The organism is Sphingobacterium sp. SGL-16, assembly GCF_011043515.1.
Lineage (GTDB): Bacteria > Bacteroidota > Bacteroidia > Sphingobacteriales > Sphingobacteriaceae > Sphingobacterium > Sphingobacterium litopenaei.
Map to the genome: position 1 here is coordinate 110,525 of NZ_JAAKGQ010000002.1, position 16,805 is coordinate 127,329.

Sequence of the window (16,805 nt, forward strand, 5' to 3'; positions counted from 1 at the left end):
TTAATTATAGTTTATTGTATTCTTCACGTTGTTGATTCACCAATTCACGTTCTTCTTCCGATAGAAAAACAGGATCTGGCGCTCTGTATTCCCGAATAAAAGTCTCCGATGGCGGAGGAACTTCATTTGGTTTTTCACATGCTGATAGGATCGTAACGCATCCTAAAACAGCGACACATTTCAATATTTTATTAAAATTCATATCCTTCATTTTGAATGAGTCCAGGTGTTAATTCCACGTCGCGGCGAGGCAATGGAAAGGTGTACATGTATTTTTTAGTAGTGTATTTAAGACCGTTGTTGGCTACCCAAAATTCTGGTCTACCGTTTCTTTTTAACTCGTAGAAACGATCACCTTCACCATGCAATTCTTTTCTTCTTTCATTTAGAATAGCCGTAATTAAAGGTGTCAACGGTTTTCCATTCACATCTACTTTAATGTTTCCAGAAGAAGTTTCAGTTGGCAAGGTTGCCAACGTGTAAGGTTGGAAGTTAGTTATGCGGTTTTGACGTAAAATGTTTAGCCATTTTAAAGCTTCTTCCGTATTCCCCAAATGCGCGTTTGCTTCTGCTAAGACCAACACAAATTCTGCTGAACGCACCTTTCCTACAAATAGCTTTTGATTTACGCGTTTGCTATTTGTCGTGATGGCATACCGTACATCATTTCCTTTCTCCGTGAAAGCTTCCACAAAGTCTTTGCTTAATGGACGATTCTTAATCACAGCTTGGCTGTTGATAAATTCTGCAGAAGTGCTAAATGAGAATAAATAAGAACGTAACAAGACATTCGCTTCTTTATTATTTTGAGATTGGATCATGGAAGCATATTCTAAACCTTTTACCAATGGATGACGGTCGACAATTTCAGCTGACAAGTCAATTGCTTTTTGCCATTGCTTAGTCCAGAAATAATATTTTGCATAATAAGCTTTAATTACATCCTCGGTGTATCGGTAGATTTCATCTGAAATATCATAGCTCAATGCTTTATCAAAATCACTTTCAATTAAAGATTTCACGGCACCATATGAAGCACGTATGGGGCGTTCTTCCATATCAAAATCGACTACGATAGGCACACCTAATTGTGTATCATCTGCAAATGGCTCACAAAAATCACGTAATAAAAAGAAATAAGCTATTGCACGCATCGTGTAAGCTGTACCCATCACATTCTTTTCTTCAGCAGATTGTACCGAAGGCAGGTTATTGATAATGATGTTGGCATCACGAATGACCTCATATAATTTTTGGTAACGTGTTTGCTTATTGCTTAGCTGACCACCGATATACATTTGCAAGGTACTCCCCCCTGGTTGTGTCAACGTAGCATTGAAATTATCTGTAATGGATTCAATAGCGACTAAAGCAGAAGCATTTTCTATCAATACATGATCTTCTCCATTATCGATACTGTTAAGATGTTTGTGAAGAATAGAAGCAAATTCTTCAGAAGTTTTAGGAATAGCTTTACCATAAGTTTTTACTTCTAAGTAGTTATCACAACTACTGAAAAGTAAAACTACTAAAGCCAGCATACATATTTTTCTCATATTAAAAACCAATATTTAGACCAAATGAAAATGAACGTGTCAATGGATACACTGCTCCAGGAGTTTCTGGATCGATACCATCATAATTTGTAATGGTGAATAAATTCGAAGTAGAAAAATTAAAGCCCATACTACTTAATCTTATTTTCTTAACTACCTCATCTTTCAAATTATAGCCAATATGAATTGAACCCACACGTAGGTATGACACGTCTTTCAACATAGAAGCTCTCGTGATGGTACTGCTCGTAGGATTAGTCATGGATAGTCCAATAGGTGCAGCGAAATGGTCGATCAAACGCGGATAGTCACTTATTGAAGGATTATCTTGGAACCACACTTGTGCACGATCTCTAGGAATATTCAAATGGTGCAAATATAAATCATTGTAACTTGTAGGAATGGTTTCACGCGCATCAGAATTTGTCGTAGAAATGGTACTGTAATTCGTTTGCGGATTAACTTCATCCACAATTTTGCTATTCAATGTAAAGTTTCCACCAACAGACATTGTCCATTGTTTATAGGAAACTGAAGTGCTAAAACCACCAGTTAATGGCGCATCAGAAGTTCCTACATAGAACACGTAATTAGCTGCATCGCGCAAATCAGCATTCGAAGTGATAACTGCATCTGGACGTAACTGATATTTGTAAATACCCGTTGCTGGATCAATACCTATCACTTTTCCAGTGAAAATACTGTTCAACGGATAACCTTCTTGCTGACCAGCTGTGGTATTTGCCGTGCCCGTTGGCGTCGAGAATTTTAACAGTTTGTTACTGTTATGAGCTGCGTTAGCGGAAGCTGACCAAGTAAAATCTTTCTTTTTGATTATTGTACCATTCAACGAGAACTCTATACCTGAATTTTGTACTTTAGAGGTATTGTAACGTTGGGAAGTAAAACCAGTAGTTGAAGGAACAGCCAATGATGTTACTAAGTCCGTACTTGTTCTCGTATAATATTCTACTAAACCGCTAATTCTATTTTTGAATAATCCAAAATCAGCTGCAATTTTATAATCCTGTGTCTTTTCCCAACGCAAATTCTTGTTTGGCGCATTGCTAATTACACCAATACGGTAGTAATCATCATACGTTTTACGGAATGATGTCAAATAATCCATAATCAATTGCGGAGATACCTGACGATTGACATTACCTGTATACCCTGTAGCCGCTTTGATCGTAAATCTATTGACTACAGGTTTTATTGTTTCAAAGAAATTTTCTTCATCTACATTCCAAGAAAAACCTGCAGACCATGTCGGATTGAACTGTTGATCGGAACCAAAATTATTGGAACCATCTGTTCTTGCCGTCAGACTTAAGGTATATTTACGATTGTAATTATAGTCAGCCGAGAAATAAAAAGAAGCAAAAGCATCTTCTGTACGTGTTTGTCCCGATAAGGCATCCACAATCGCTGCATAATTTATTAAGTCGTTATAATTAACCAGGTCATTGATTTTTGGAGGAACAGGCATAGATGCATTTCCGGTTACCTCATCGTAGCCATAGCGCTTACTAAAAACAGATTTAGCACGTTGTGAACGAATTTCAGAACCCACTAAGGCAGATATACGATTGTTGCCTTTTAGGAAGTTTCCAACTTCAAATTGTCCACGCAACATGTAACTGTTGTTTACCGATGATGTTTGTGTGATCGAGGCATAGGTTCTTGTAGACAAATAACCATCGAAACTTAATCTATCTCGGAAAGCTGCATTGGAATTTTTACCATTAACGTTGTCCGATTGATTATTCGTATAAGAATATGATCCCATTCCCGAAAAGGAGAATAGATTCGAAATCTTATATCTTAAGTTAGTCGTTACCGATCCAGAATAGTTGTCCGAAACATTAGAGGTTTCGTTGATTTCACGCAGTATATTAAAACCATTTGGTGGTGTATAAATATCATAACCTCCTCCATTAGCTTCTTTCAAACTATAAAATGTACGATCCGCTCTATAGCTTCCATCTTCATTATAGGGCTTTTCGTACGGATTCGCGAAATAAGCGTAACGGAATAAATCCTGATTTACAGAAGGAGATTTAGACTTTTGACCCGTGAAGTCCAAATTCACCCCGATTTGCAAACGGTCATTTGGTGTAATATCTAATTTAGAAGCAATATTATATCGGTCGTGCAATGTCTTTTGCACTAAACCATTATTGTTTCCATAACCCGTAGAAATGTAATATCGGTTTCTTTCATTACCTCCAGAAAAACTTAAATAATGATTTTGAGACCAAGAATTTTGGAACAATTCATCAAACCAATCCGTGCTTGTCAATGTAGCTTCTTGGAGAATAGCTTCTTGTTGATCGGGCGTTAGACCTGCAAACTCTCCTACACCTCCTCTAACTAAACCCACCAAGCCTAGTTTCGGATAATGTGTGCTATTCAAGAATCCTTGCTGCGAATATCTATCCCACAATTCTTTCTCCCAAGCAATTTTTTCCGAAGAATTCATCAAACCTAACGAACGTTGAGGTTTGGCATTCATCGAAAAATAATTGGAATATGTAGTTTGCATACGCCCAGCTTTACCACGTTTAGTCGTTACTACGATTACACCTCCAGCAGCTCTTGAACCATAGATTGCTGCCGCAGAAGCATCTTTCAATACCGTAACACTTTCAATATCATTTGCATTGATTCCTGCTATACCTCCGGAGAAAATAGCATTGAAATCTCCTGCTTTTATTTGTGAAGAGCTGATAGTAGGAATATCTTTTTGTAAAGGTACACCGTCGACTACCCATAATGGCTCCGCATTACCCGTAATCGTATTTGTACCACGGATGCGGATTTCAGCAGATTCTCCCGGTCTTCCAGACAATGATTTGATGATTACCCCCGCTACCTTACCTTGCAATAATTTATCGACGTTGAACAAAGGTTGATCTTTCAACAATTCCCCATCTACTACAGCTACTGAACCTGTAGTACGTCTTGTCGTCGTGGTATTATAACCAGTTACCACCACTTCACCGACATTGATGTCATACGCCTGAAGACGAATACGTATAGGTTTTTCATTCTGAACCGTCAGTTCTTGAGGTATCATCGTAATAAAAGACACCTTGAACTTCTCTCCTTTGGCAGCTTTAATTTCAAAATAACCTTCATTATTTGTCATGACCTGCTTTCCATTGGCAAGTGTAATTGTTGCACCACCAATGGCATTATTAAATTCGTCAGTCACATACCCCGAAACATTTAGTTGCTGATTAGATGACTGCGCATAAATACCTAAAGGAGTAACAGTTAATGTTCCTCCCAAAGCTGGTAATAACCAAAGATTAGGTATAAGAAATTTGTACTTAAATTTTCTTAACATTATTTATTTTAGGTGTAATAAAAAATAATTCGCTATTAACGATTGGTAATACCAATCCCCCAAACCGTGATCTTTTCCAGGCAAAACCATCATATCAAAAAACTTATTTGCCTTGATTAAAGCATTTGCCAAACGGAACGTATTAGCCGGATGTACATTAGTATCTACGTCACCCGTAATGAGCAAAAGTTTTCCTTTTAGATTAGGCGCTAATTCTGCTGTCGTAGGAATGTAGTTTGGCTTATTCGTTGTATTTATCCCATGATAAGTTTCACCCCACCATTGGGTATAAATGTTTGGATCATAATTACCCGAAGCGGCAACACCAACTTTGTAAAAGTCTGGATAAGTCATCATGGCCGTCGCTGTCATAAAACCACCGCCTGAGTGCCCAAAGATTCCTACTTTATCCAGATTGATATAAGGTCTTTCTTTCGCCAAATCTTCTATAGTCTTTTTGTTATCTGCTAAGGCATAGTCGCGCATATTGCCATGACTATATCCGTGGAATTTCAATCCTCTGTAAGGTGAAGAACCTCTCGATGGAACTTGAACCACTAAAAATCCTAAATCCGCAAAGGATTGATGGTTGTTGTCATCTACAGAGAAAGATTGCGGTACAAAATCCTCTTGTGGTCCTGGATATACCGAAGTAATAATGGGGTATTTTCTTGTTGGATCAAAGTTCGATGGCTTGTACAAAAGTCCGTACAACATTGTCGAATCGTCCGCAGCATTTAGCTGAATTTGTTCTGGCGCAGACCAACCGATAGTTATTAGCTTGTCGATATTCGCTTGACCAAGTGTACTTATCAACTTTCCATTTGTGTCGCGAATAACGTGCGTACTCGGCGAATTAGCTGTAGAATATGTATTTAAGATGTATTTTTTATCGTCTGAAAACTCGATTTGATTATTAGCAGCCTCTGGGGTCAATAAAACACCTTTTTCATTATCCAAATACGCCTTGATATATTGCTTGTAATATGGATTTACAGTTTTGGAATAACCGTATACTTCCAAGAACAATTCTCTCTTGGCTGTATCCAATTCAACAATTTTGCTAACCACATAGTCTCCCTTTGGACCAATTTTGTTCAACAATTTACCAGTATTGTCATAATGATAGTACTGACCAAATCCGGTGCGCTCAGACCAATACAAAATATCTTTATCCGAATTGAAAATCTTTACATTAAACAATTGCTCATTTACATGCGGTAATGTAGATTCAGTAATCAATACTTTTACGTTTCCTGTATTGAAATCCAAACGGCACAATTCTACTTTCTCATTCGAACGAGAGCGTCTTAGGAAGTAAGTGTAAGACGTATTAGTACCTAAACGATCTGCCCACAAATAGGTTCTTCCATTGACAAGCTGTCCAGCAAGAATAATACGCTGATCTTTTTCTTCGGTAACTTTAATCGTTCTTGCCTCACGATTTGATGTATTCCAAATTTTGACATCGTACCCTATTGTGGTAGAGTCACCCGGCATAGGAAATTTATACGTGCGAATAGTTGGACGAGGATTGGATAGGCTATTAATTACTGCCATTTCCCCAATCATGCGCTTATCTTCACGCCAAGCTAAGACATTATCTCCTAACCAAATAGCGCTTGTACTAACAATCTTTGTCGTATCATTATCCGCCGTATTATTACTATTGTAAGAGAAATAAGGCTCACCATCGCAAGATAATTTATACTCTTTATTAGCCTTAACATCAAACAAATACAACTGATGACCTTTACCAAAAATATACTTCGTGCTATCAGCATTAAATTTCTTCCAATATTCAGCTGAAGGAGCTTTATATCCCCCTTTATTAGAGGAAGTTTTTACTTCTTCTTGCTTAAGGATTTTTTGTTGAAAGGAATAGATAATATTCGATCCTTTGAATTTAAAAGACAAAGAAGTTTGTTTATCATCTACCTGATAACTGTACAAATTCCACTTTTCAATTTCCGTAGCAGTACCGAAGTTTCCTTTTTGAAGAAGTGATTTTAATGTATTCTCGTCAGTAGTCTTGGTTTTCTTTTTGCTTCTTAAATCTATTTTATACAAAACCTTGTCTTCACCTGCTGTCCACACATAATAGGCAGCTGAGCTTTTCCAGTTTACGTTAATACTGTTATTCGTAATAAGTTGACTCGAAGATTCATACTTAGACTTGACAGGCAATGTCTGCCCGTACACAGAAACAAAACCAAATAAAATAAAGGCTAGCGAACTATTTCTTAACATATTCATAAGCAATTAATAATGCTTGGTAAGCATCTACGATTCCTGGCGTAACCGCATAATTCTGAAGACCCGCTACATGATTTTTAGCAGCTGAACGTTTCAAAATCTCTACAACTTCGTAAGCTTTTAATTCAGGATAAACTCCCCAAACTAAAGCAGCCACACCTGAAACTATAGGCGCGGAGAATGAAGTTCCGTTCGCCGTTTTATATTGATCAAATGTAGATGTAGAAGTCACTTTCTCGCCTGGCGCAAAAAAATCAACCTCTTTGCTGCCATAGTTAGAAAAAGAAGCTTTTGTTCCTTCACTTGTGGAAGCGCCAATACGTAAGTATGAATTTTTAGTTTTCTTGATTTTCGCAGGTTTGATCGGATAACTATTGATTGTGTCTAAATTCTTATTGTCATTACCAGCAGCTTGAACAACAATTACATTCTTGCGCATGGCATATTTAATTGCGTCAGTTACCCATTTGCTATTTGGCGAATAATATTTACCAAAGCTCATGTTAATGATATTTGCACCATAATCCACAGCAAAGCGAATAGACAAAGCAATATCTTTATCAAATTCATCTCCGTCCGGAACCGCACGAATCCCCATCAATTTAGCATTATCAGCAATACCATTTATTCCAATTTCATTATGACGATCAGCAGCAATTAGCCCACCAACGAATGTACCATGGAAGCTATTTGAATCCACCAACACCGCATTACCATAATATTTATCACCTAATGATTTAATGTTATCGCCTATGGTATATCTAGGATTCGATTGATCATCCAAACTCTCAATTCGCTTTACAGCTGTTTGATATTCCTGTACCTGAAAAGCATATAAATCGTTCCACTTCGTCGTTTCTGCATAGCGAAAGGAAGAACGTCTAGCTGCTTCAATATATTCTTGCGTAGTAGCATCAGATTTTAAGTTTGCTAAATCTTTTATCGATAAAGCTGATCCATCCAAATTTTGTGCTTTGATTGTAGAATCCGTCAAACGAAATGCTTCGTAAGTTAATTTGATTATTGGAAAGAAATTAAGGTAGCCCTGGATTTTAGCATCTTTTTTTACCTGCAAGAAATAGTTGAATTCAGCAATATCCTGTTTCTTCTTCCAATCCGAAATTTTAGTATTTTCATATTTGGGACGTAGACGTTTATATTCACGAAAAGCCTCTGTACCTACTTTTGTGATATGAGTATTGTTGCTCGTTCCTAAGAAGTTCCAGCCGTTTACTGCCTCAGGATAATGTTTATTTGGTTTGGTATAAACCCACAAATTGGATTTTAAATCTTCATGATTGGTATCTAAATCGCCATCTATAACAGCTACTACTACAGGTTTCAAGCTGAGTTTCTGATTGCTGATATATTCATAAGCTTGATTTGTGTTAACTCCAAAATAACCTTGATCGCTATTACTATGATGCCAATGTATTGGTAAAGAACTTTTCTGTGCAAAGGATGATTCTGAATAAAAAAGAATCTGCACGATTACAAATATTTTCAAAAAACGCATAACAACGCGAAAATATGTTAAATAATGCAGATTTTAAATAATAAAAATGCAAAATAACGCATTTGTTACTTTTGTTGCATAAACATCTTATCCTAAATTGAAGTCATTAAACTATCGATAATCATTTAGAAATAAACAAGTTATTTGTAGTCAAGATGCTTTCCATGTTGAACAATTTTCTGTCGCAAATGAATATTTCGAAAAAATTGGAAAGCACGTTTTAACCCATTTTATAATAAGAAGTGACTATTTCTTTATTTTATAAAAGATGGTCCTTTTTATTTTTGGGATATATCAAATGGAATAACTGGTTTCCTAGGGTAAAATTACCAGTAGATATTTCGAAAGGGGTGTAAAAAAATCCCTTTGTCGTACTACAAAGGGATTTTAATATTATCTTAAACTTGGATCATTAAAGGTGTTTCCTGCATTAATATCGCCAGTTTCATAACCTTTCTTAAACCAGTACATACGCTGTTCGGAGGTGCCGTGGGTAAAAGATTCTGGATTAGAGTGACCATAAGTTTGTTCTTGAATATGATCATCTCCCACCGCAGCAGCAGCACGCATACCATCTAATATATCATCGTACGTAATTTCTATACTAGTAAGCTTATTCACATAGTGTGCCCACACGCCCGCATAAAAATCTGCCTGCAATTCCGTCATCACGGATATCTTATTGTATTCGCGCTCACTCATTTTTGCACGCATTGCATTTGTCTGACTCAAAACACCAGTAAGATTTTGAATATGATGTCCTACCTCATGCGCAATAACATACGCCAAAGCAAATTCACCTTTAGCACCAAACTTAGAACTCAATTCTCGATTAAAGCTCAAATCTAAATAGACTGTATTATCTCCAGGACAATAAAATGGCCCAAAAGAAGACTGCCCCACTCCACAGCCTCCTGTTTCCGTAGCCTGCGAGTATACAGCTAAGGTAGGTTTTTTATATTGTTGTCCTCCTTGTTTGAAAACATGTGTCCATACTTCATCTGTACTGGTCAGTACTATCTCCGAAAATTCCATCAGTCTGTCTTCTTCAGGTGTAGATTGATATTCTCCTTGCTCAGTGGTTAATGCACCACCCTGCATTTGCTCTAATAATTGACCGGGATCTCCGCCCATAAAAAGACTAATCAACAACACTATAACTCCACCTACACCACCTAAAGCTAATTTTTTACCGCCAGACATACCTCGTCTATCTTCGATGTTGCCTCCTTTGCGGCCTCCTTGCCATTTCATATTTCAAATTTGATTTTAAGTTTATTGAATTTAACAAATTCCTTACCAAAATCGAAAATAACTTAAGTAAAACACTTGATAAAGGTAATATGAACGATATTTCGTATTTTTGGTTTTTTAATTAACCTATATGAGTTTAGAAAAACAACTTCAAGAAAGAAGCGGAAGCAAATGTGAATTGTGCAGCAGCATATCCAATTTGAGTGTTTATGAAGTTCCTCCAGTGTCTATCGTGAATGCTGATAATAGTATTTATGTATGTCAAACTTGTAAATCTCAAATCGAAAAGACAGAACAAATTGATCCTGAACATTGGAAAGTTTTGAGTGAGACCATGTGGTCGGAGCATGCTCCTGTACAAGTAGTAGCATGGAGAATCTTAAGTCGCTTACGCAACGAAAGCTGGGCTATTGACAACTTAGACATCTTATATTTGGAAGAAGAAAATTTAGAGTGGGCTAAGAAAACAGGTGATCACGAAGCAGAAGCAACGGTAGAGTTCCACCAGGATTCTAACGGAACGCGCTTATACGAAGGTGACACGGTGGTGTTGATCAAAACATTAGATGTAAAAGGTTCTTCTGTTAACGCTAAATTAGGAACAGTGGTAAAAAATATCCGCCTTGACCCGAATAACACAGAGTATATCGAAGGAAAAATCGATGGTCAAACTATCGTAATTCTTACAAAATATTTGAGAAAAGGATAGTATACTTTTCACATAAATAAAGACGGGATATGCCAAACATATTCCGTTTTTTATTTCCCCCTCCTCCTCAAACAAAGAAATTCTCTTCTTCCATCAAACGAAAATTTCACTTATTTGTTATACAAAGTATACTGTGTAGAACACTAACATAAAGTTAGGCTTAATTGAAGGCTAATCACTTTACAAAACTACCAAACTAATAAACATAAACTTTATAAACCAAAATAATATGAGGTATATATTTACTTTGTTCATGATTTTGCTCTATGCTAATTCAGTTAATGCGCAAAATACGATTACGGGGATAGTAAAAGATGAAGAATCTTTAGTAACTATACCTGGTGTTACTGTCTCTATAAAAAGCAAAGCGACAGCGGTACAAACGAATGCTGTAGGACAATATTCTATTGTAGCTGCAGCGGGAGATACCTTAACATTCACTTTCATCGGTTATCAGCCACAAGATATTGTTGTTGGAAATCAAAGTCAAATTGATGTGTTTTTGGTCAGTGATGACAATGCGCTTGAAGAAGTAGTTGTCATCGGATATGGTACGGCTCGGAAGAGAGATTTAACGGGATCCATCACACAAATAAAAGGCGAAGACATCGTGGATAGACCAGGAACAAATCCTATCGCTAATTTGCAAGGTAAAGTTCCAGGTTTACAAGTGACCAATTCGGGTAGACCAGGGCAAGAACCAGACATTCGTATTCGGGGAACGAATTCCATCAATGGTGCTAAACCGTTGTATGTGGTCGATGGGTTGTTAAATGACAACATCAATTTCCTGAATCCTTCTGATATCGAAAGCATGGAAGTACTACGGGATCCATCGAGTTTAGCTATTTTCGGGGTTAGAGGAGCAAATGGAGTTATCGCTATTACCACCAAACGCGCTAAATCAGGACAATTGAATTTTGAGTTCAATACGCGTGTAGGGATGAAAAATGTGGCAAAGCGTATGAACATGGCAAACGCTGCGCAATTCAAGGAATTGTACGATGAGCAGCGAGCTAATCAGGGTGATGCACCTTATAACTACAGTAATTGGACTGGCAATACCGATTGGCAGGATGAAATATTCAGAAATGCTATTCTCAATTACAATAATCTTAGTGTTAGTGGAGCGACAGAACGGAATTCATTTCGTTTAGGGTTAGGATATTCTACAGACGAAGGAATAATTAACCATGAGAAGCATAGCCAAATAACGTTAAACATTAATGATGAGGTAAGATTAACAGACAATTTTAAAACAGGTATAGTCATCAATGGTTACCGCGCTCGCCTACCACAAGAACGTAATGTATTTGGATCTATCCTTGCAGCTCCAATTGCTCCGATATTCAACGATCAATATGGTCTTTACCATACTTTACCTGACTTCCAACGTGCACAGGTTAATAATCCCCTTGTAGATATTGAGGAAAGAAAAAATACATACATTGGAATCAATTATAGAGCTTTAGCTAATTGGTACGCGGAAGTTGATTTTCTAGAACATTTCAATTTTAGGGTAAACTTATCTGCTGATTATGGATTTAATAATTTAAGGACTTACCAAGGATTAGTCTCGGTTTACAACCCTGATATTCAAGGTGAAGATAAATCAGAACGTATTGGCAATCAATTGACTTCCGTTAATCACGAACAAAACACACATTATAAATACCAAACAGATTGGTTGTTAAACTATAGAAACACGTTCGGAAAACACAACCTCACCTTAATGGGCGGTTTTACAACTTATTTACAAGGTAATGAAGCTACCACAGCACGTAGAACGCAAGGCGAAGGAATTGAAATTCCAAATGATCCAGATTATTGGTACGTAAATATAGGAGATCCTGCTACCACTACTGGTAACAGTACAGCCTCAGAATACCGAACTTTGTCCTGGTTAGCAAGGGCTTTGTACAATTATGATGGAAGATATTTAATAAATACCTCTTTCAGAAGAGATGGAAGCTCTGCCTTTGCGAAAAATGGCAAACCTTGGCAAAATTTCTATTCTATCGGTGCTGCTTGGGTGCTGAGCGAAGAAGGCTTTATGCAAAATGTAGAATCCATCAACAACCTGAAACTAAAGGGATCTTGGGCTTCTTTAGGAAATCAAAATGTAGGAGGTAATTGGTATCCGATGTACCCGCTGATGGTACCTGGCAACTCTGCCGTATTTGGAGATAATTTAGTTCCTGCGTATGAAGCAGAGTATATTCCTGATGCAAATTTACATTGGGAAGTCGTGAAAAGCTGGGAAGCAGGTTTTGAATTTAATGCTATTCAGAATAAGCTAAGTGTCGAAGCAGTGTATTACAATAAGAATACAGAAGATATTTTAGTTCGCGTACCTGGTATTTTGGGAAGTAAACCTGGATTAAGTAATCTAGGAACTATCCAAAATAAAGGTATTGAAGCAGCTGCTACTTGGCAGCAAAGTCTATCCGAAAACTGGAACCTCTCCATCGGAGCTAACATTACTACTATTAAAAATAATGTAGTTAAACTATCTACAGACGGTTACGATATTATAAGCGGTGCATCTCGTACGGTAGCTGGTTTTCCTATTGGTTACTTCTGGGGATATGTTCACGATGGTATTTTCCAAAATCAATCTGAAATTAATCAATATGCTACAAATGGATTAGGCGGAGGAGCCTTTTTACCAGGAGATATCAAATATAGAGATATAGATAATAATGGCGTAATCAATACGCAAGATAGAACCATGATTGGTAATCCTACGCCAGACTTTTTCTATGGAATTTCTCTTTCATCTTCCTACAAAAATTTTGATTTAGGCATAGAATTCCAAGGTGTACATGGCAACGAAATTCTGCGTACTTGGAATCAAAACCAATTTGCAACGTTCAATTTTCTTACAGACCGTCTAGGACGTTGGAATGGTGAAGGAACCTCTAACTGGGAGCCTATACTTCATGAAGGCCGATCAGTAAATAGACAATATTCTACTTACTTTATTGAAGATGGAAGTTTCTTCAGAATTCGTGATATTACTTTAGGCTACTCCTTCCCTTCTGAAACATTGAATAAAATGCGTCTTCAAAATCTGCGATTGTTTTTGAATGCACAAAACGTCGCTACATTCTCAAAAAATACTGGCTTTACCCCTGAGATTGGCGGAAGTACGACTTCATTTGGAGTAGACAACGGAACTTATCCTGTTCCAGCGATTTATACATTCGGTTTAAACTTAAATTTTTAACAAGCATTTAAGTAAGTAATTATGAAAACAACGATATACACTTATAAATTTATTCTAAGCATAGCCCTGCTTCTTTTCATAAGCAGCTGTGGTAAAGATTGGTTAGATATTAAACCGAAAGGGCGATTTACGGAAGAAGAAATGCCTACGGGTTCCTTAGAAGGTCAAGTATTTGCGGCTTATGCAGGTTTAAGAAGCGAAGGAACGAGTGGCTTGCCTTATGTGGTGCTGCACAATATTCGCTCGGATGATGCCAGTTTAGGCAGTAATTCAGGCGATAATGCTGCCGCAGGTCCTATCTTTGATGAATTTAATTATCCATTGGATTATTGGCTAGTCAATAATTATTGGACTGGACATTACAATTTAATCAATCTAGCTAATAATGTATTGGCTACAGCAGATTCTATTGATAATCCTACAGAAGGAACTTTAGCTAATATTGGAGAGGTCAAATTCTTACGTGCTTGGGCATATTTTAATATGGTTCGAACATTTGGGGAAATACCTCTTATTAATTTCAAGATAACTGATCAAGCTTCCGCTAATATTCCTAAATCAAGTATCAATGATATATATAGACAAATCGATGAAGATTTAGCCGATGCGGTGGCGTATCTTCCTGAAACATGGCCAAGTCATCCAGGACGTATTACAAGAGGAGCAGCTTTGGCTGTACAAACCAAGACCTTCATGGCTCGTAAAAGATACAGCGAAGGCTTAGCTTCTGCGATGCAAATTATTAATTCCGGTATTTATGATTTGAGTGTACCTTATAATATGATTTTCCGTGAGGAGAGTGAAAATAGTAAAGAATCCATCTTTGAAATTCAAGCTTTATTCGATGGCGTTCAAAATTTTGGGGTTACTTACGCTGGTAGACAAGGTGTCCGTGGATCTGGCGCTTGGGATTTAGGATGGGGATGGAATGTTCCTAATCAACGTTTGCTTGATGCTTTTGAAACAGATGATCCCCGTAAAGATGTGACCGTATTATATAGCGGACAACGCAACGAACCTTATGGAGAAGTTTTACCCGATAATTTACCAAGAGATTATTGGAATAAAAAAGTGTATACTAATCCTACCTTACGATCACGATATGGCAGCCGTTTCGGAGAATGGTTCAATGTACGTATAATACGTTATGCGGATATAGTATTACTAGCAGCAGAGGCTGCTAATGAGGTTGGTGGGGCAGCGAATACAGATCTAGCTTTAGATTTATTAGAAAGAGTTAGAGTCCGTGCACGAGGAGGCAATACTACCATTTTACCAGCCATTTCAACACGTGATCAAGTTGCTCTTCGCAACGTCATAAGACATGAGAGACAGGTTGAATTGGGTATGGAAAACGAACGTTTCTATGATTTGATACGTTGGGATATTGATGTACAGACCATGCGCGACGCCGGACATTCTAATTACCAATTAAAACATCGCTTCTTCCCTATTCCACAGCCAGAAATTGATAAATCTGCTGGAATATTAGTTCAAAACCCTGATTATAGTTAAGTATAAAACTTCCTCCTCTCTATTGAGAGGAGGTTTTAATAATATTTCATGAAATTAATCCCTTCATATATTTTTATACTATTATTTCTTATAGGATGTAAAACAACTGACTTACCAAAAAATGATAAGCAGACGGAAGAATTATTGAACAAAATTCAGCGACAAACCTTTAAATACTTTTGGGAAGGTGCTGAACCTACTTCTGGTCTTGCGCGTGAACGCATTCATTTGGATGGTGTATATCCGCAGAATGATAAAGACGTGATTACTATTGGAGGTAGTGGTTTTGGATTGATGAGTATATTGGTTGCAGAAAAAAGAAATTTTATTCAACCCCAAGAAGCCTTAGAACGATTTAAAAAAGCTTTAAATTATCTAGATAAAATCCCACGTTTTAAAGGAGCATATGCGCATTGGTATGATGGTCCTACTGGCAAAGTCAAAGCTTTTGGCAATAAAGATGATGGCGGAGATATCGTAGAAACAGCTTTTCTAGCGCAGTCGCTGATTTGTATTCGGGAGTACTATAAAAATGGTAGTCCTGAGCAGAAAGACATCGCTCTATTAGCCCACAAACTATGGAAAGAAATTGATTGGGCACATTATACAAACGGATCAAATGTTATCTTTTGGCATTGGAGTCCAGAACACGAATTTGGGATGAATCATCCTATTCAAGGTTTTGATGAATGCTTAATCACCTATATATTAGCAGCCTCATCTCCTACTTTTCCAATCGACAAACAAGTTTATGTAAATGGCTGGACCCGAAATGGAAAAATTAAAACAGCTATTGAAAAATATAATATACCTACTGTAGCAAAGCATAATGCTATTCAGGGAGAAGTAGGTCCATTATTTTGGGCACATTACAGCTTTCTTGGATTAAATCCGAATGGTTTAAAAGATGACTATGTGGATTATGGAAAGGTTGTTAAAAATCATACACGTATCAATATCGCTTATGCAGATGATAATCCTAATAATTATTTAGGTTATGGTCCGGATAAAGGTTGGGGATTAACAGCCAGCTATTCGATTAATGGATATGAAGCCCATCACCCAGATAATGATAAGGGCGTAATTTCTCCTACCGCAGCATTATCATCTATGCCTTACAGTCCGAAAGAAAGTATCGCCTTTGCTAATTATTTGTTTCAGAATCTGGAGTCAAAAGTTTGGGGGCCTTATGGTTTTTATGATGCTTATAGTGAAACGGCGAACTGGTTTCCTCAACGTTATCTCGCTATTGATCAAGGACCAATTATCGTAATGATTGAGAATTATCGATCCCAATTTATCTGGAATTTGTTTATGAATGCTCCAGAAATAAAAGAAGGATTAAAAAAACTAAATTTTCAATATAACAAATAATTATTCTTTTTAGATAAAATTATATTATTTAAATAAATATATTT

Annotated in this window: 10 protein-coding genes; 4 read left to right on the forward strand and 6 right to left on the reverse strand. The window is 37.0% G+C overall.

Translation table 11 applies throughout. From position 1 onward, the window contains the following. Window positions 1-4: 4 nt before the first annotated feature. The 6 genes from G5B32_RS01465 to G5B32_RS01490 all read right to left on the reverse strand — a co-directional run bounded on the left by G5B32_RS01465 (window position 5) and on the right by G5B32_RS01490 (window position 9,934). Window positions 5-202, reverse strand: a complete 198-nt coding sequence (locus G5B32_RS01465) for a hypothetical protein (protein ID WP_165289780.1) — start codon at window positions 200-202, stop codon at window positions 5-7. Beyond that, window positions 192-1,556 carry a RagB/SusD family nutrient uptake outer membrane protein gene (locus G5B32_RS01470; protein WP_165289781.1) on the reverse strand — a complete coding sequence of 455 codons (1,365 nt, stop codon included), beginning with the start codon at window positions 1,554-1,556 and terminating at the stop codon, window positions 192-194. Before G5B32_RS01470 ends, G5B32_RS01465 begins: the two co-directional genes overlap by 11 nt. 1 nt (window position 1,557) lies before the next feature. Beyond that, the gene (locus G5B32_RS01475; protein WP_165289782.1) at window positions 1,558-4,908 is read right to left on the reverse strand and encodes a SusC/RagA family TonB-linked outer membrane protein; all 3,351 of its coding nucleotides are present in this window, start codon (window positions 4,906-4,908) and stop codon (window positions 1,558-1,560) included. 3 nt (window positions 4,909-4,911) lie between these two features. Further along, window positions 4,912-7,158 (reverse strand): S9 family peptidase, encoded by a 2,247-nt coding sequence (locus G5B32_RS01480; RefSeq protein WP_165289783.1) that lies wholly within the window; start codon window positions 7,156-7,158, stop codon window positions 4,912-4,914. Continuing rightward, entirely contained in the window at window positions 7,145-8,680 is a 1,536-nt protein-coding gene (locus tag G5B32_RS01485) for a S8 family serine peptidase (RefSeq protein WP_165289784.1), read from the reverse strand. Before G5B32_RS01485 ends, G5B32_RS01480 begins: the two co-directional genes overlap by 14 nt. A 393-nt stretch (window positions 8,681-9,073) precedes the next feature. Further along, window positions 9,074-9,934, reverse strand: coding sequence for a neutral zinc metallopeptidase (locus tag G5B32_RS01490; RefSeq protein WP_165289785.1), 861 nt, complete (start codon window positions 9,932-9,934; stop codon window positions 9,074-9,076). Between the two features lie 130 nt (window positions 9,935-10,064). Here G5B32_RS01490 and G5B32_RS01495 point away from each other — a divergent pair, with 130 nt between their 5' ends. The 4 genes from G5B32_RS01495 to G5B32_RS01510 all read left to right on the forward strand — a co-directional run bounded on the left by G5B32_RS01495 (window position 10,065) and on the right by G5B32_RS01510 (window position 16,761). Continuing rightward, window positions 10,065-10,643 (forward strand): PhnA domain-containing protein, encoded by a 579-nt coding sequence (locus tag G5B32_RS01495; protein WP_165289786.1) that lies wholly within the window; start codon window positions 10,065-10,067, stop codon window positions 10,641-10,643. 229 nt (window positions 10,644-10,872) lie between these two features. Then, on the forward strand, window positions 10,873-13,872 hold the full coding sequence (locus G5B32_RS01500; protein WP_165289787.1) for a SusC/RagA family TonB-linked outer membrane protein: 3,000 nt from the start codon (window positions 10,873-10,875) through the stop codon (window positions 13,870-13,872). A 21-nt stretch (window positions 13,873-13,893) separates the two neighbouring features. After that, entirely contained in the window at window positions 13,894-15,387 is a 1,494-nt protein-coding gene (locus G5B32_RS01505; RefSeq protein WP_165289788.1) for a RagB/SusD family nutrient uptake outer membrane protein, read from the forward strand. 48 nt (window positions 15,388-15,435) lie between these two features. Further along, window positions 15,436-16,761, forward strand: a complete 1,326-nt coding sequence (locus G5B32_RS01510; protein WP_165289789.1) for a glucoamylase family protein — start codon at window positions 15,436-15,438, stop codon at window positions 16,759-16,761. Window positions 16,762-16,805 lie beyond the last annotated feature (44 nt).